Raw genomic sequence first — 17,440 nt, forward strand, 5'->3', positions numbered from 1 at the left:
GTGGGTCTGGGTGGGGTGCGGAAAAAAAGCAGGGCAGGGGCACCGATCACGGCGCCCCTGCGGATCGGTTTACTTCCAGCTTGCCGTGGTGAAGCGCAGAACTTCGTCGGCTGTGGGCGTGTAGTCCACCTCGTTGGTGGTCACGTAGTTGGTGTTGTAAGAAAACATCGGCGCCCAATAGGCTTCCTCGGTGATGCGTTCGATCGCCTTGGAGTAGTTTTCTTTGCGGACGGCCTCATCGGTCGAGCTGTCAGCGATGTTGAGGTATTCCAGCGTCTCATCGTCCATCGCATAGTCGAGCGAGCCATGCTTGAAGAATTGGCTGACCATCGCAGAGGCATCGTTGATCGAATAGCTGCCCCATGTCTGGAACGACACGGCGGTTTCGCCCTTCATGTTCTGCTCGCGCAGGGCGGAATACTGCAACATCTTGAAGTTGGTATCGATGCCCACAGCGTTCAGGTAGCTTGAGATCGCTTCGGCATACTCGCGGTCGCGGTAGGCGTAGAAGTCGATGGTCAGGCCATCTTCATAGCCCGCTTCGGCCAGCAGTTCTTTGGCCTTCTCGGGGTTGTATTCATACTCGACCGCCGCCTCTTCGTCGCAGCCGAACTGGCTGGGGAAGCAGGGGGTGTAGACGACTTTGGACTTACCTTTGAGCAGCGCGTCGACCAGTTCCTGACGGTTGATCGCGTGGTTCACCGCTTTGCGCACGCGGATATCGGTGAAGGGGCTGTCTTCGGAACGGCCCGCCGCATCCAGCGTCAGATAACCAACGCGCATGGTGGATTCGTTGGAGACCTGAAACTCGTCCCGCTCGGCCAATTTTTCGGCTTGATCCGAAGGCACCTGCCAGATCAGATCGAGCGACCCGCTGAACAGTTCAGCCATCTGTGTGTTCACATCCGGAATGGTGCGGATGTCGACGTTTTTGATGCTGGGCTTGCCTTTGGGGCTGTCATGGTAGCCTTCGTAGGCTTCCAGTTTGAAGTGCTGGCCGGGGACGACTTCGGTCACTTTATAGGGGCCGGTGCCGATGGGCTTCAGGCCCATGCCTTCGGGGCCAGCTTCTTCGTAGTAGTCGCTGGGGTACATCGACACGGGGCCGGACAGGAATTCGATGGCCGCTGGGAATTTCTCTTTCAGCATGATGCGGACGGTGTAATCGTCGATCTTCTCGGCCGATTTCATCCAGTTCACGTTGCGCTGTGTTTTCACGCCGTTGGCCTCATCGGCCACGTAGTTGACGGTGAACACCACGTCATCGGCGGTGAAGTCAGAGCCGTCGTGGAATTTCACACCTTCGCGCAGTTTGAATTCGATGGTCGTGTCGTCGATCCATTCCCATTCGGTGGCGAGGTTGCCCATGTATTCGTTGCTGACCGGATCGCGGTAGATCAACCCGTCCCAGACCGCGCGTTGCAGCACCACGCCTTCACGCGATGAGTTGAAGTAGCTGTCGACGTTCTCAAGCTCTTTGGTGAAGGCGACGTTCAGCGTGTCGTCTGCCTTGTCCGCCCAAGCCGCACCCGTGGCGGCGGCAAGGATAAGGCCGGTGATGGTAGATTTCAGGACCGTGGATTTCATGGTCAACTCCCCTGTTGGTTTACGAATTCGGTTTCGTATCGTTTTTGACTTGCGAAGCGTATCATATAATAATACTTGATATCGCTATACGATTAGTAAACGCAATGAGCTTGGCATACGTCAAGCCCCGGTTTGAACAATTGGGCCGGTTTCAGGGGTAGGTGATTGGAAAAGAAGCAAAATACGCTCTATGTGGGATCACTGGCCAAGGGGCTGCGACTGCTCCGCGCTTTTGATGAATCGCATACGGAATTGTCACTGGTAGAGCTGGCCGCGCGCAGCGGGCTGGACAAAAGTGCCGTGCAACGCCTTGCGAATACGCTGCATATCGAAGGCATGTTGGAGAAGGATCCGGCCACCCGGCGCTATCGCCCCTCTCATGCGTGGCTCGAACTGGCCTATGCCTATTACTGGTCAGATCAACTGGTCGGGCAGGCGATTCCCAAGCTGATCGACCTCAGCCAAGAGATCGGTGAGACGGTGAATCTGGCCGAGCTTTCCAAGGACCATATTATCTATGTTAGCCGCTTGCCCTGCCAACGGACCTACTTCGCGGCGACGGTGATCGGGCGGCGGTTGCCTGCGCTTTCGACATCGGCGGGGCGGGCGATCATCTCGACCTTCTCACCTGAGGATCGGGAAAAGGCGATTGAGACTTGGCCGCTCAAATCCTTTACCGCGCGCACCACGATGGACCGCGCCACGATCCGCAACAGCATCAATGAGGCCGTCCAACATGGCCATGCGATTTCAAGCGATCAGATGATTCTGTCAGAGATCGGTGTGGCCTGCCCGATCACCGGCCCCGACGGGCGCGCCTTTGCAGCGGTGCAATGTTCGGTGTCGGCCCACACCTGGACGCGCGAGCGGATCAGGGCCGAAATTCTGCCGCGGTTGCAGGACACGGCGAACGCGATTTCACCATCCTCACAGGTGCATCGGCGCTAGAAAAAGGCCGGCGCATTTCTGCCCCGGCCTTTGATTTCTTATTCCCAGTTCAGCTTTTCTTCGCGCTGCCAGAACCGCAGCTTGCGGCAGGACTGAAGGAAATCGCCTGCATTCTCGGCAGAGACCTCCACCGTGCCCTCGTCCTTCTCAACACCGGCGGCTTTGAGAAGCGGATCGGCGGCTTTGGTCCACGCGATGAACTTGTTATGCGCAAAGGCGTCCGAGACAAAATCCTGCGCGGGTTTGTTCTTGGCGATTTTGTCAGCCTTTTCATCGCCAAAGACCAAGGCCACCGCGTCAAATACTACCGACGGCCCGCCGTCGATCTTCTCATCCGCCGCGCGGGTGCTGCCATCTGACAGGGTGACCCCTTGGATATGCGGCGTCACGATCGCGACCATGGCGCCTTCATCGGCGAATGTTTTCTCCAAGGCTTCCACGATCGACGCATCGGCGCCCTCTGTCAGGAATAGACCCAGCTTGCGGCCCGCGAAGGTGTTCGGCGGGTTTTTCAGAATGCTGAGCGCATCAGACGCAGGCAGATCAGTGATCGGGGTCCGCGCGGGTGTGGCCGGTTCCGGCATTTCGGTCACGCCCAAGCCTTCGGCCACTTGTTTGGCCAGATCGTCATGCACGTTCATCAGATGCGACAGCATCCGCAGGCGAATGCGCTCTTCCTGACATTTCGACAGTTCGAACGTATAGGCCGCCGCGATATGCTGCTGTTCGATCTCGGTCTGGCTGATGTAGAACTGCCGGGCTTGGCTGTAGTGGTCGGCGAATGTCTCTGAGCGCACGCGCTGCTTGGTGCCGCTGACCTCTGCGGGGTAGCTTTTGAACCCAATCTCGGGGTTTTCACGCGGGCCGCCATCGTCGCCCCAACTGTTTGGCTCATAGTTCACGCGGCCCTTGGGGTTGTGCATCGCCATATGGCCGTCTTGCTGGAAGTGATGGAACGGGCATTTCGGCGCGTTAATCGGAATATGGGTAAAGTTCGGCCCGCCGAGGCGTTTGATCTGCGTGTCGAGATACGAGAAGTTCCGCCCCTGCAGCAGCGGGTCGTTCGTGTGGTCGATCCCGCGCACGATGTTCTGGGTGCAGAAGGCCACCTGCTCGGTCTCGGCAAAGAAGTTGTCGACATTCGCATCCAGCGTCAGCGTGCCGATGATGCGTACCGGCACCTGCTCTTCGGGGATGAGCTTTGTGGCGTCGAGGATGTCGAACTCAAAGCTATCGGCGAATTCGTCGTCAAAGACCTGAATGCCCAGGTCCCACTGCGGGTAATCGCCCGCGTCGATGGCATCCCACATGTCGCGGCGGTGGAAATCCGGGTCCGCGCCGTTGATCTTGAGCGCTTCGTTCCAGACCACCGATTGCACACCTTGCTTGGGCTTCCAGTGGAACTTGACGTAATGGGATTTGCCCTCAGCGTTGACCAGCCGGAAGGTGTGCACGCCAAAGCCTTCCATGAAGCGGAAGGAGCGTGGGATCGCCCGGTCGGACATCTGCCACAGAGTCATATGGATCGCCTCGGGAGAGAGCGACACGAAATCCCAGAAGTTGTCATGCGCCGATTGCGCCTGCGGGAAACCACGGTCGGGGGCGGGTTTGACGGAGTGGATAAGGTCGGGGAACTTGATCGCGTCTTGGATAAAGAACACGGGGATGTTGTTGCCAACCAAGTCCCAGTTGCCCTCTTTGGTGTAGAACTTCGTGGCAAAGCCGCGCACGTCACGGGCCAGATCAAAGGACCCTTTGTTGCCTGCCACGGTGGAGAAACGGGTGAAGGTCGGGGTCTTTTCACCCACGCGCTGGAAAATATCGGCGGCAGAGAGTTCAGGGATCGCTTCTTTGAGTTCGAAATGCCCATGAACCCCGTAGCCGCGGGCGTGAACGACACGCTCTGGAATGCGCTCGTGATCGAAATGGAACATCTTTTCGCGGAAAACGTGGTCTTCCATCAAGACCGGGCCGCGCGGGCCTGCTTTGAGCGAGTTTTGATCATCCGCGATCGGACCGCCCTGCGCGGTCGTCATCGTCTGTTCGCGGTCCGTGGTTTGCTGGCGGGGTTCACCGCCTTTGCCAAGGTCTTTGTCTGTCATGATCTTTCTCCACAGCGCCCCCGGAAATAATCGGGAGGATTTCTTGCTAATATGTGGCGGGCACAGATGGCCGCTCCAGAGGGGGCGGTAATCGCCCGACCCTATGAAAGTTCAACCGCCCCGGCGGTGCGGGGTTCCGATGTTTCTGCGACCTGAGCGGGAAAGTTCTCGCCCCTCCAGCAATTGGCTGGCGCCTGACCGGGCGACGCGGTTGCTTCCTCTCCCTCTGGCAGGTTTAGAAAGGCGCGCAGCTTCGCGATATGCGCAGGCAGTTCTCCGACCGGGACGCGCTGCGGTTGCGGCACCTGTGCGGGCCAGCACCCCAAAGTGCCGCGCTGCACCTGATCAAGAAGGGTCGCTGCGTTTGGCAAACAGTCGTCAGCCAGATATTCCGTTCCGGCCAGCCGAATGCGCAGGGTATCCGCCATTCCTCCCGCCGCCCGCCCGACAAGCCTGCAAGAGGCTTCGACCCAGATGTCATCCGCGTGATGCACCCGAAGGCCCGCCGCCCGCGCGGCGCGGATGATCGCGCGGTCCTCGCCGCAGGGGATCGGGGCGAAGCCGCCGACGGCCTCATAGGCCGCGCGGGTAAAGCCAAGGCTGGCCCCCGGTGCTTCGCCGTGGCTGTTTTGCAGATCGGCGCAGTTGGGGGCATGGCGGGCGTAGCACGCCAGCACCAAGCGGCGATAGGTGGTTTCATGGGCCTCCAGCTCAGGATCTTGCCCCGCCAAACAGGCGGCTTCTTCGGGGTTCAGTGTCACCCTGCCACAAAGGGCATCGTAGCGGTGCAGGTGTTGAATGCTGCGGGCGACCCAATCGGGGCTGACGCGGCAATCGGCATCGGTGGTCAGGATCTGGCGCAGATGGGGCATCTGTTCCATGGCCACGGCGCAGCCCTTCCGCCGCGCCGCCCCGACCCCCATGCCGGGCGGAAAGGTGAGGTCGAGCACAGAAAGGTCGATGCCATGTCGCGCCGCCGCCAGCATGGCAATCTTGGCGGTGTCGTCGTCGGTGTTGTTCACCACAAGGATCACGCGAATACGGTCGTTGCACTGCGGAGCAAGAGCGCTCAGGCAGGCGCCGATCCGCTCCGCCTCATTCCGGGCGGGGATGATGATTGCGGTGTCTTTCCAGCGCTCGAAACTCATGCCCGCTCCCCCGGAAACGCGCGGTCGATGCGGTAGTTCTCGGTTTCACTTACGCAGGTGAATTCATGGGTGCTGAGCGCGCGTGCAAAGCCCTTGAGCGCCTCTTCTCCCTGAAGCGGGTTCCCAGTGTCCCCGCGCCAAGTCACACAGATGATCTCTGCCTGCGGCCAACGGGTCGCGATGTCGGTGGCCAGTTGTTCCAGCCCCGGATGATCCAGAAAATAAAGCACCTCTGACAGGATCAGCAGATCAAAATCACCCTCGGGCAGCGAGCCGGGATAGAACCCTTGAATGAACCGCCCCTCAGGCACCGCTTGCCGCGCGGCGATGAGGGCGCTGGCCACGGCGTCCATCCCGGTATAGCGCGCGCAAAGGTCGATTAGGTGCCGCGCCAATTGCCCATTGCCGCAGCCCAACTCAAAGGCCGAGCGGTAGCCATCTTGCGCAAGCGCCGCCCGTGTCGCCGCGAATTTGGCCTGCTCATAGGCGCTATGCTCAAACCCCCAAGGATCGCTCGTCTCGGCATAGAGACCCTGAAGATGATCCAACCCCACGCCCATCACGGCATCCTCCAGAAAATCTCATCTTGCTGCGCGAAAAGGTTGGTCATCGCATCGGGCAGGACAAACCCTTGGGGGTCGTCTTGCACGACCTGCCCAAGCTGGCTGCGATGCGCCCGGATCGCCGCGGTTTTGGCCCCACGGTAGGTGGCAGTGTCGAGGGTGAGGGGGACGTAGCCAGCGGTGTTTTCTGCGAAGTTCGGATCGTCAAAACGGCTCCAGACCGGGTAGCTGTGGAAATGCAAATCGGGGCGCTGCCCCCGCAACGCCTCGGCCAGTTTTGCGGTGGTCTGGTGATCGCAATGCTTGTCTTCGCGGGCGGGAACAAAGACGTGCCGCGCGGCTTGGCCGTCGATTACCGCCGTCAACGCGGGCAGGATGTCGGCGGCGGAAACCTCATGCAAGAGGCTGTCAGGGTGGCCGAGCCACGTCAGGTCCGCCGCGCCGCCGCCGAGGATTTCAAGCGCCTCAATCAACTCGCCACGGCGCGTTTCGGCCAATCGCACCGGGGGCCATTCGCGAGAGGCGGGGTGGCTGGCGCTGCCATCGGTCACGCAAACGACATGCGCCCCGGCGCCTGCAAAGGCACGGGCCAAGAGGCCGCCGCAACCGAGTGTTTCATCGTCGGGATGGGGCGCCAAGACCACGATCTTTTCGCGGCCCGACAGGGCATCGGCAAGGGGCGCGTTGCGGCTCATCCAAAGACACCCCAAGTCGCTTTTTCACTGGAAAGCGCGTGGCCTGCGGCGCGTCGCAGAAAGGCGTCCCGCGCCGCTTGGCGCAGGTAGACCGACAGGTCGCGCGCCATGCGGCCAGTCTCAGAAGAAGCCGTGAAATGCCGCAGGCCGAGGCTTTGCTCAACCGCTTTGATCGTGTCGTGGGCGATTTCCTCGGTGTAGAGCCGCGCGGCGATGGAGGTGCTGACGATGGTCTCTTCCTCGTGGTCGCCCACGCTGGCCTCGCCTGCGCGTTCGACCAGCGCCATCCCGGCCCAGACCCGCATCAAGACCTGCATCAGTCGCGCCAATTGGGCTTCGGCCTCAAGCCGGTCCATATTGCGCAGGGCGCTGGCCGCCGCGTCGATCAACCCCGCCGCCGCGCCAGCCTGAAGGGCCGCGATCCGCCAGACCCCGCCGACGAAATGCGGCTCTTTCAGGTAATCGCCGGGGGCACCAATCCGGGCGTCCTCGGCAAAGGGCAGCCCGGAAAAATCATACGTCCCCGAGGCCGTGGCCCGCATCCCCAGCATGTCCCATTGCGTGGCATCGCCCCGGTTCGGATCGGTCACATCTATCAGCGCAAGCTGCACTTCCGGGCCGGAATTGAGCGAGATAAGCGCGTGGGTGACGGTGCCGAGACCAGAGGCGAAGATCTTCTCACCTTGCAACACACCGTCCTCCTCGACCGTTGCAGGCGTGCCGCCATCGGCTCCCCAGACCCCCAACAGTCCGCCGTCTTTGATCACCTGTTTTGCGTGTTCTGCCTGTGCCGGACTGCCGTAGAGCCGGATCAGGCGCAGCGCGTTAACGTGGCCTTCCCACAAACGCCCCACGCTAAGATTGGCCGCGCCGATCTGCATCAGTGCATGGGCGGTGCGCAGGGGGGAGGCAGTACCGTCTTCCAGCATCAGACCCGCGTCGCGCAGAATCTCGATAGAGGCGCTGATCGGTGTCGTGCCCGCCTCCTCGTCCCGCGCCGCTTTGCGCAATGCGCTTCGGGCCGCTTGAGAAAGGACATCCGGTTGAGAACTGGGCGGAAAAGGATCGAAACGCGGCGCACTGTTCATGACAGTTTCCGGCAGCCGCTCACGGGTATAATCACCAGATCAAGCATCACGATTCAGCCCCCATTCATGAAACGGGCAGCCTGCGCGGTCGGCAGCACTGCCTTTGACAGTGCAACCGATCAACTTATGCCTTGGTTCCCCCTTACGTTGCAGCCGCGAGGGGGGAGCCGATTTCAGCCCTCAGGAATCTCGCCCATCACCTTGGGCACATGGTATCCCTTTTGCACCGCGTCGCGCGCGCGCAGCCGTTGGTACCACGCCCGGACATTGGGGTAATCGGCAAGGTCGATCTGCTGCCATTCATAGCGCGAGACCCAAGGCCAGCAGGCCATATCGGCGATGGAGTATTCACCGCAAATGTGATCGCGCCCCTCAAGCTGTTTGTCGAGCACGCCATAAAGCCGTTTGACCTCCGCGCCGAAGCGGTCTTCGGCATAGGCGGCCTTGCCGGGGTTGAAATGCAGAAAATGATGCGCCTGCCCGGCCATCGGGCCAAAGCCGCCCATCTGCCACATCAGCCATTGTATCACCTCGGCCCGCGCGGCCTGACCTTCGGGCAGAAAGCGGCCATATTTCTCGGCGAGGTAGACCATGATCGCGCCGGATTCCATCAAGCTCACCCCGGTGTCATGGTCCACGATGGCGGGGATTTTGTTGTTGGGGCTGATTTTGAGGAAGTCGGGACTGTGCTGCTCATCCTTGCCGATGTTGATGGAATGGACGTTATAGTCGATCCCCAATTCTTCCAGCAGGATCGAGACCTTGCGGCCGTTCGGGGTGGTCCATGTGTAAAGGTCAATCATCGCTTTGGTCCCATATGTAGATGCGCGGCTTAATTTCTTGCAATGTTAAGCAGGCGGCTTGCGGCGGGTCAACGCAAGGAACCGCAGCGGGGGCAGGGGGTTTGCTTAACAAGGCACCAATTTGCGGAGCGAAGATGCAGAAAAGTGATCCCCTATCGCAGCCCGACATCGCTGATCGCGCGAAATCCGTTTTGGAAAAGCTTTGCGCGCGGGACCTCCATATCGCCACCGCCGAAAGCTGCACCGGCGGGCTGGTTGCCGCCCTTCTGACGGATATCGAAGGTTGCTCTCATGCGTTCGAGCGTGGTTTCGTCAGTTATACGGATCAGTCCAAACACGAGCTCTTGGGGGTCGACCGGGCGCTTTTGGATGCATGCGGCGCGGTCTCCCGCCCTGTCGCGATTGCCATGGCCGAAGGGGCAATGGCGCGCTCAGGTGCGCAGATCGCCGTCTCGACCACCGGATTTGCCGGACCGGGACGCCCCGAGGACGAAGAGGGGCTTGTGCATTTTGCGCTTGCACGCGAGGGATGTAACACGGTTCATCGGGCCGAGTCCTTTGGGGCCATTGGCCGCGATGCGATCCGGCAGCGATGCCTTGAAACGATATTGGATATGTTGGAGGAGAGCCTGACGTGAGCAAGAGCCAAGCCGCCGCCTTTACCGCCTACCACCGTCACGGCTTTGTCCGGGTGGCGACCTGCACGCCCCATGTGCGGCCTGCTGATGTGGCCTTCAACCGCGATAGCCTGCTGGACGAAATGCGCCGCGCCGATGCGGCGCGTGTTGATCTGCTGGTCTGTCCTGAACTGTCGCTCTCGTCCTATGCCATTGACGATCTGCACATGCAGGATGCGCTGTTGAATGCGGTGGAAGAGGCGCTTGGCGCGCTTGTCGAAGCCAGTGCCAAGATGACCCCCGTGATCCTGCTCGGCGCGCCGCTGCGCCGGGAGGGGCGGCTGTACAACTGCGCCATCGCCATTTCGCGCGGGCAGGTGCTGGGCGTCGTGCCAAAGTCTTACCTGCCCAATTACCGCGAGTTCTATGAGAAACGCTGGTTCGCCCATGGCCGGGACACCGGCGGAGAGATCACCGTCGCAGGCCGGCAAGTGCCCTTTGGCGATGACCTGATTTTCGAGGCGACGGATCTGCCCGGTCTGATCTTCCATGCCGAAATCTGCGAAGACCTCTGGACGCCCGCGCCGCCTTCGTCGGAGGCCGCACTTGGGGGCGCGCTGATCCTTGCCAATCTTTCGGCTTCCAACATCGTGATCGGCAAATCCTCTGACCGTCATCTGCTGTGCCGGTCGCAATCCATGCGCGCCTTTGCGGCCTATGTCTATTCCGCCGCCGGGCCGGGAGAGAGCACAACCGATCTGGCCTGGGACGGGCAGGGGATGATCCATGAGTTGGGCGATCTGCTGGCCGAATCCACCCGCTTCCCGCTGGAGCCGGAGCTGACCATCGCCGATGTGGATTGCGGGCGCATCCAGTCCGAGCGGATGCGGACGGGCAGTTTTCACGATGCCGCGCGGCACCACGCGCCAGAGTTTCGCCGGGTCACCTTCGCCCATCAGCCGCATCATGAAAACGCCGGGCTGATCCGCCCGCTGCGCCGTTTTCCCTATGTGCCGAACCGCGAGAGCCACCTCGACCAAGACTGCTATGAGGCGTTCAACATTCAGGTCGAAGGGCTGCGCCGCCGGTTCGAGGCGACCAAGGGCAAGACCATGGTGATCGGCATTTCCGGCGGGCTGGATTCAACCCATGCGCTGATCGTGGCGGCCAAAGCCTGTGACCGTATGGGCATCCCGCGCGACCGTATTCTTGGGTTTACCATGCCCGGCTTTGCCACCTCCGAAGGGACCAAGTCCAACGCTTGGAAGCTGATGAAGGCGATGGGCATCACCGCCGATGAGATCGACATCCGCCCCGCTGCGCGGCAGATGCTGGAGGATATGGATCACCCCTTCTCGGGCGGGGAGCCGGTCTATGACATCACCTTTGAAAACGTGCAGGCCGGGCTGCGCACCGATTACCTTTTCCGGCTGGCCAATCAGCGGCAGGGCTTCGTCATCGGCACTGGCGATCTGAGTGAGCTGGCGCTTGGCTGGTGCACCTACGGCGTCGGCGACCAGATGAGCCATTACGCGGTGAACACCGGCGTGCCGAAGACGCTGATCCAGTATCTGATCCGTTGGGCCACCCGCTCGGGCCAGTTCGACGCAGAGACGGACGGGGTGCTGCAAGCCATTCTGGACACCGAAATCTCGCCCGAATTGGTGCCCGCAGGCGAAGATGAAGAGATCCAAAGCACCGAGGCGATGATCGGCCCCTATGAGCTGAACGACTTCTTTCTCTTTCACACCATGCGCTACGGGCTCGCCCCATCAAAGGTGGCCTTTCTGGCGTGGCACGCATGGCACGACATCGAAGAAGGCCGCTGGCCCGAAGGCTTCCCGCAGGCCAAGCGCAACGCCTATGATCTGGAAACCATCCGCCATTGGCTTGAGAAATTCCTGCACCGCTTCTTTGCCACCAGCCAGTTCAAACGCTCAGCCTTGCCGAATGGGCCCAAGGTCAGCGCCGGGGGCGCGTTGTCGCCGCGCGGTGACTGGCGCGCGCCTTCGGATAGTGTCGCGACCCCGTGGTTGGAGGAGTTGCGCAGCAACGTGCCGGAAAGCTGGCCGAAAAGCTAAGCCGCGCTATTCCTCGCGGCTCAACTCACCTTCGACAAAGTTCGGGGTCAGCGGCGGTGCCGCGTGCCGCTCTTGGGTTTCAGGATCGCTGCGCAGGGTCATGCGCAGCAGCCCCCATGCCACGATGATAAGTTGAAAGCCGCCAAGCGCCAGCGGCAGGCCGCGCGGCCCCAATGTATCCAGCAACACACCCGCCAGCAGCGGGCCGATTGCCGCGCCAATCCCCTGCATCAGCACCAAACCGCCCGAGACGGCCACCACCGCCGAGCCGGGGGCGCGGTCGTTGACATGGGCGATCACGATGGACTGCGCGGGCAGGACCAGCCCGCCGATGGCGAACCCCAGAACCAGCAGCATCGTCCCCGTCGGCGCCGGGATCGGCAGGGTCAGCAACATCAAGGCGCTGCCTGCGGCGGCCAGCCCCACGCCAAGACCACGGCGGCTCATCCGGTCGGACATCCAGCCCAGCGGGAACTGAAGCACCAAGCCGCCGATGGTAAAGGCCGCGATCAGCAGGGCGATGCGGGACTGCGTGTATCCCATTTCCTGAGCAAAGAGCGGCGCCAGCCCGTAGAATGTCCCGATGGAGGCCCCGACCAGCCCCGCGGCGACCGCGCCATAGGGCGACAGGCCCCAAAGGCGGCGCAGCGAAGGCGGCTCTTGCGCGCCCTCAGAGCGCGGCCCTTCCACGCGGCTCAGCGAAATAGGCACCAGCGACAGTGACATGACGATCGAGACGAGCACAAAGAGGATGAACTCAGCCGGATCCCCAAGGTTGAGCAGGAACTGCCCCGCCGCCCCCGATGCCATGCCGACCATGCCATAAACCGCCAGCAACTTGCCCCGCTGCGCGGAACTGACCGACGCATTGAGCCAGCTTTCCGTGACGATGATCAACCCGGCAAAGGCGAAACCCGTCAGGCAGCGCACCGCGATCCAGACCCAAGGGTCGACAAAGGCCAAATGCATCAGCGCCGCCGCGGAGGCGACAGAGGCGAGTGCTGCAAAGGTGCGGATGTGGCCCACGCCGCTGATCAGCCGCGGTGCGACGAAGGAGCCCACGCTCAGTCCCGCGAAAAAGCCCGACATGATCAGGCCGGTGGTCGCCCCGCCAAACCCCTCAAGCCCCGCGCGCACGGCCAAGAGCGTGCCTTGCAGCCCGTTGCTCATCTGCAAAAGCGAGAAGCCCAGTAGCAGTGTCGCCAGTGGTAGAACCGTCGCGCGCATGATGTCCCCTTTGGTCTTTTGTCTGGCCTTGGCCCCGGTGATTGCCTGGCCTTTGGGCCGGAATATGTGCGGCGGCAATCGAATTTCTAGTAATCAACCCCCGCGCCCTTTCACCGGGCTGGGTTCCGCGCCATAGTGGTAACAGCCAGCGGCCCCGTCAGGGAATGCCCGGCCATTGATCAAGCAGATTTGACGTGCCTTTTTCGGGGGGATGCTCAATTATGCGCCTTGTAAAACAATTTGAAAGCGCATCCCCGTGAAATCCCTGCGCCAATTTTTCGTATTTTTGCTGGTTCTCATTGCTGGTCTTTACATGATGTTGACCTTCGTCCCCGCCTCCCGCCCCTATGTGGCTGAGACGGGTCTGCTCGATCTTTTGGGGATCGAGGTCGCATCGCAAGAGCCGGGGTCGTCAGGCCGCGGTTGGGGTGGCGGCGGGCCGTCGCTGGTTGTTACGGCAAAGGTCAGCCAAGAGACTTTGGCCGACCGGATCACCGCCATCGGCGACGGGCGCGCGCGCCGCTCGGTCACGCTGCGCTCCAACGCCGTGGGGGTGATCACCGACCTCAACCTGCCCGCCGGACAGTTGATCGAGGCGGGCACCGTGGTCGCTCTGCTTGAGAATGAGGCCGAGCAGATCGCCCTGAAACAAGCCGAATTGCAGCTCGAAAACGCCCGGACCGAGCAAGACCGGGTGAAACGGTTGCAAAATACCGGTGCCGTCAGCGAAGTGCGCCTACGCGAGACGGAACTGGCCCTGCAAAGCGCCGAACTTGCGCTCAGCCAAGCGCAGTTTGATCTGTCCCAACGTCGCATCCTCGCGCCGATCTCGGGCTGGGTGGGGATCACCGACATTGAAGAAGGCGACCGGGTGAATGCGCAGGATCAACTGGCCACCATCACCGACCGCAGCGAGATCCTGATCGATTTCCGCGTGCCCGAGCGGGTGGTGGGCAAGCTGGACCTTGGCAAAGAAATCACGGTTACCCCGCTTGGGATGCGCGACCTGACGCTGACGGGCGAGGTCAGCGCCATCGACAGCGTGATCGACCGCGCCAGCCGCACGCTTTTGGTGCAAGGCCGGGTGCCGAACGCAGACGACCAGTTGCGCGCGGGCATGGCCTTTTCGGTCAGCCTTACCTTTGTCGGCGACCCTTTCGTGGCGATCCCGCCGCTCGCGGTGCAATGGTCCTCGGACGGGCCATTTGTCTGGACGGTGCGGGAGGGCAAGGCGCATCAAGTCGCGGTCGAAATCGCGCAGCGCAACAGCAATTCCGTTCTTGTCCTGTCGCAGGGTCTGACCGCCGAAGATGTGGTGGTGACTGAAGGCGTGCAAACCCTGCGCGAAGGCGGTGAGGTGCAAGAGGCCAACCGTGCGGGCAGCGTGCAATCGGGTGCCGCGCCTTCGCGGAAGACCACCCTATGAGCGCCGCATCACCCGACGAAGGCCCGCCGCCGCCCGCCTCCGGGGCGGGCACGGCGCTCTTCGTGCGGCGGCCAATCCTTGCCTTTGTGTTGAATGCGCTGATCGTGCTGGCGGGCATCGCCGCGCTTTTTGGCGCCGAGGTGCGTGAGCTTCCCAATGTCGACCGGCCCGTCGTTACCGTCACCACGACATTCTCGGGCGCGTCCCCGGAATCCGTTGATCAGGAACTGACCGGGCGGATCGAAGGGGCGGTTGGCCGGGTCTCGGGTGTGCGGGCGATTTCCTCGAACTCCCGCTTTGGGCGCAGCCGGGTTACGCTTGAGTTCAACGACAGCACCGATATCGACGTGGCCGCGACCGATGTGCGCGACGCGGTGGCGCGGATCGTGAACCAACTGCCCGAGGGCGCCGAACAGCCGCAGATCGTCAAAGCCGACGCCAACGCCCAGCCGGTAATGCGTATCGCCGTGACCTCCATGGGCCGCTCGCCCGAAGAGTTGACCAAACTGGTGCAGGACCGCGTCGAAGACCGCCTGATCTCGGTCAACGGGGTGGCGGATTTGCAGGTCTATGGTGACCGCGAACCGTTTTTCCGCGTCGATATTGATCAGTTGGAACTGGCCAGCCGGGGCCTGACCTTGGGCGACATCCAGCGCGCCTTGGCCGATGTCGCCTATGACGCGCCTGCGGGTGATCTGGCCGGGGACCGGCAGTCGATCAACGTGCGCACCACCGCCAGTGTCGCGACCACGCAGGCCTTTGAGGCGATGGAGATCAAAGAGAATGTCCGGCTCGGCGATGTGGCCACCGTGACGCTCGGCCCCGCCGATGGTGAGACGATCCTGCGGGCCAATGGGCAGTTGGGTTTGGGCATCGGCATCATCCGGCAGGCGACCTCGAACACGCTTGAGATCTCGCGCGATGTGCGCGCCGTGGTGGCAGAGTTGAACGAGACGTTGCCCCAAGACGTGCGGATTTTCGTGACCTCTGATGATGCGACCTTTATCTCTGGCTCGATCCGCGAGGTGCTGTCGACGCTGGCCTTTGCCGTGGGCATCGTGGTGGCGGTGATCTTTATCTTTCTGCGCGACTTCCGCGCCACGCTGATCCCGGCGCTGACCCTGCCCGTGGCGCTGATCGGCACTTTGGCGGCGATCTATCTGGTCGGGTTTTCGATCAACATCCTGACCCTTTTGGCACTGGTTCTGGCCACTGGCATGGTCGTGGATGATGCGATTGTGGTGCTAGAGAACATCGTGCGCCAGCGCGCGGCGGGGATGGGGCCTCGGGCGGCGGCGGTGCTGGGCACATCGCAGGTGTTCTTTGCCGTGGTCACCACTACGGCCACGCTGGCGGCGGTCTTTATCCCGCTGTCGTTCCTGCCCGGTCAGGCGGGCGGGCTGTTTCGGGAGTTTGGCTTCACCCTCGCCATTGCGGTGATGCTGTCCTCGGTGGTGGCGCTGAGCCTTTGTCCGGTGCTGGCCAGCCGTCTGCTGACCAAACCAGTGGCAGAAAACCCGCGCGGCCCTGTCGTGGCGCTTGGCAATGCGTTGTTTCGGCTCTACGCCGCGACCCTCAAATGGGCGCTGGCGATGCCCTATGTCGTGGTGCTGATCGCGGCCTTTGTGGCGTTGACGGCAGTGCTGGTGGCGGGCGAAATCCGCCAAGAGTTGACCCCGCGCGAAGATCGCGCCGTGGCGCTGCTCAGCGTGTCGGCTCCGCAGGGCGTCTCGCTTGATTATACCCAAGCCAAGATGCGCGAGATCGAAGACCTGATCACCCCACTGCAAGAGACGGGCGAGGTGACGAACATCTTCTCCATCACCGGGTTTGGCGCGGATAATCGCGGGTTCATGGTCTTCACCCTTGCCGGCTGGGAGGACCGCGCGCGCAGCCAAGATGAGATCGTGGGGCAGATCAACAGCAAGCTGCGCGGCATCGTCGGCGTGCGGGCCTTTGCGATCCAGCCCAACTCCCTCGGTATTCGCGGCGCGGGGCGGGGGCTGTCTTTCGCGATCACCGGCAACAACTATGAGCAACTGTCGCAGGTCGCGCAGGCCATGGTGGACCGGCTGAGCACGAATCCCGCGATGGGCCAAGTGCGGCTGGAATACGAGCGCACGCAGCCGCAGCTTTTCGTCCAGATCGACCGGACGCTTGCGGCTGACCTCGGCGTCGATATCACCGGGCTGGGGCAAGCCTTGCAAGCCATGCTCGACGGGCGCGAGGTGGCATCGGTCTTTATCGACGACACCAGCTACGGCGTGCAGATGCTGTCGACCTCGGATCCGGTGAACGACCCGCGCGACCTTGAGAACGTCTTTGTTCAGTCGGGCAACGGACAGATGATTTCGCTGGCCAGTTTTGTCACCCTCGAAGAGCGCGCCGTCGCCCCTGAGCTGGACCGGGAGGGGCAGAACCGCTCGGTCGAGATCTCAGCCGGGCTGACGCCGGGCCTGTCGCTGGGCGATGCACTGGCGCAGGTGCGGACGGTCGGCCAAGAGGTGCTGGACGAAGAGAACCTGATCGTCCCCTTGGCCGAAGCCGCCGCATTGGATCAAACCAGTTCCGGGCTTTTCGTGACCTTCGGCTTTGCGATCCTTGTGGTTTTCCTTGTCCTCGCCGCGCAGTTCGAGAGTTTCGTCTCTGCCATCGTGGTGATGGCCACGGTGCCATTGGGCCTTGCCTGCGCGATTTTCGCGCTGCTGATGACGGGGCAAAGTCTGAACGTCTATAGCCAGATCGGGCTGGTCATGCTGATCGGGATCATGGCCAAGAACGGGATTCTTATCGTCGAATTCGCCAACCAGCTGCGCGATCAGGGCGCGGATATTCACGACGCGATCTTTGGTGCCTCTACCATCCGCCTGCGCCCAGTGATGATGACGATGACCTCGACCGTGCTGGGGGGCGTGCCGCTGATCCTGTCCTCGGGCGCGGGGGCCGAGGCGCGCGAGGCGCTCGGCTGGGTGATTGTCGGCGGCTTGGGCATGGCCACGCTTTCGACGCTCTATCTCACGCCCGTCGCCTATTTCTTGCTGGCGCGTTTCACCACGCCTAAAGCCGCCGAAGAAGCCCGCCTGCAGGCCGAATTGTCCGAAGCGCAACTGGTCTGAACCGCCGTTGCCGCCGATATTTCCGCGCCCATGCAACTT

General features: G+C 62.2%; 13 protein-coding genes. 5 read left to right on the plus strand and 8 right to left on the minus strand.

Annotated elements, in window-relative coordinates; genetic code table 11:
- Positions 1–69: 69 nt before the first annotated feature.
- Positions 70–1,587: an ABC transporter substrate-binding protein gene (locus K3758_RS16860; RefSeq protein ID WP_259950354.1), complete on the minus strand. Its 1,518-nt coding sequence runs from the start codon at positions 1,585–1,587 to the stop codon at positions 70–72.
- A gap of 165 nt (positions 1,588–1,752) precedes the next feature.
- Here K3758_RS16860 and K3758_RS16865 point away from each other — a divergent pair, with 165 nt between their 5' ends.
- A complete protein-coding gene (locus K3758_RS16865) occupies positions 1,753–2,535 on the plus strand; it encodes an IclR family transcriptional regulator (protein WP_259950366.1) in 783 nt (260 codons plus the stop codon).
- 38 nt (positions 2,536–2,573) lie between these two features.
- On the opposite strand, the gene K3758_RS16870 is transcribed toward K3758_RS16865, so the two are convergent.
- The 6 genes from K3758_RS16870 to K3758_RS16895 form a co-directional block, all read right to left on the minus strand.
- The gene (locus K3758_RS16870; RefSeq protein ID WP_259950368.1) at positions 2,574–4,637 is read right to left on the minus strand and encodes a catalase; all 2,064 of its coding nucleotides are present in this window, start codon (positions 4,635–4,637) and stop codon (positions 2,574–2,576) included.
- 101 nt (positions 4,638–4,738) lie between these two features.
- Positions 4,739–5,785: a glycosyltransferase family 2 protein gene (locus K3758_RS16875; RefSeq protein WP_259950370.1), complete on the minus strand. Its 1,047-nt coding sequence runs from the start codon at positions 5,783–5,785 to the stop codon at positions 4,739–4,741.
- The gene (locus K3758_RS16880; protein WP_259950371.1) at positions 5,782–6,345 is read right to left on the minus strand and encodes a trans-aconitate 2-methyltransferase; all 564 of its coding nucleotides are present in this window, start codon (positions 6,343–6,345) and stop codon (positions 5,782–5,784) included. Before K3758_RS16880 ends, K3758_RS16875 begins: the two co-directional genes overlap by 4 nt.
- Positions 6,345–7,043 carry a PIG-L deacetylase family protein gene (locus K3758_RS16885; protein WP_259950377.1) on the minus strand — a complete coding sequence of 233 codons (699 nt, stop codon included), beginning with the start codon at positions 7,041–7,043 and terminating at the stop codon, positions 6,345–6,347. Before K3758_RS16885 ends, K3758_RS16880 begins: the two co-directional genes overlap by 1 nt.
- A complete protein-coding gene (locus K3758_RS16890) occupies positions 7,040–8,131 on the minus strand; it encodes an acyl-CoA dehydrogenase family protein (RefSeq protein ID WP_259950378.1) in 1,092 nt (363 codons plus the stop codon). Before K3758_RS16890 ends, K3758_RS16885 begins: the two co-directional genes overlap by 4 nt.
- A 173-nt stretch (positions 8,132–8,304) precedes the next feature.
- The gene (locus K3758_RS16895; RefSeq protein ID WP_259950386.1) at positions 8,305–8,934 is read right to left on the minus strand and encodes a glutathione S-transferase family protein; all 630 of its coding nucleotides are present in this window, start codon (positions 8,932–8,934) and stop codon (positions 8,305–8,307) included.
- Between the two features lie 134 nt (positions 8,935–9,068).
- On the opposite strand from K3758_RS16895, the gene K3758_RS16900 reads away from it, so the two are divergent.
- Together K3758_RS16900 and K3758_RS16905 are read left to right on the plus strand one after the other, a co-directional pair.
- Positions 9,069–9,572, plus strand: coding sequence for a CinA family protein (locus K3758_RS16900; protein ID WP_259950387.1), 504 nt, complete (start codon positions 9,069–9,071; stop codon positions 9,570–9,572).
- On the plus strand, positions 9,569–11,632 hold the full coding sequence (locus K3758_RS16905) for an NAD(+) synthase (protein ID WP_259950388.1): 2,064 nt from the start codon (positions 9,569–9,571) through the stop codon (positions 11,630–11,632). Before K3758_RS16900 ends, K3758_RS16905 begins: the two co-directional genes overlap by 4 nt.
- Positions 11,633–11,638: 6 nt before the next feature.
- Here the strand turns inward: K3758_RS16905 and K3758_RS16910 are convergent, their stop codons facing one another.
- On the minus strand, positions 11,639–12,859 hold the full coding sequence (locus K3758_RS16910; RefSeq protein WP_259950390.1) for an MFS transporter: 1,221 nt from the start codon (positions 12,857–12,859) through the stop codon (positions 11,639–11,641).
- 313 nt (positions 12,860–13,172) lie between these two features.
- Between K3758_RS16910 and K3758_RS16915 the strand changes: the two genes are divergently transcribed.
- Both K3758_RS16915 and K3758_RS16920 read left to right on the plus strand, forming a co-directional pair.
- On the plus strand, positions 13,173–14,285 hold the full coding sequence (locus K3758_RS16915; RefSeq protein WP_259950392.1) for an efflux RND transporter periplasmic adaptor subunit: 1,113 nt from the start codon (positions 13,173–13,175) through the stop codon (positions 14,283–14,285).
- On the plus strand, positions 14,282–17,401 hold the full coding sequence (locus K3758_RS16920) for an efflux RND transporter permease subunit (RefSeq protein WP_259950393.1): 3,120 nt from the start codon (positions 14,282–14,284) through the stop codon (positions 17,399–17,401). The genes K3758_RS16915 and K3758_RS16920 overlap by 4 nt, the downstream gene beginning before the upstream one ends.
- Positions 17,402–17,440 lie beyond the last annotated feature (39 nt).

This window comes from Sulfitobacter sp. W002, from assembly GCF_025142135.1.
Taxonomy (GTDB): domain Bacteria; phylum Pseudomonadota; class Alphaproteobacteria; order Rhodobacterales; family Rhodobacteraceae; genus Sulfitobacter; species Sulfitobacter profundi.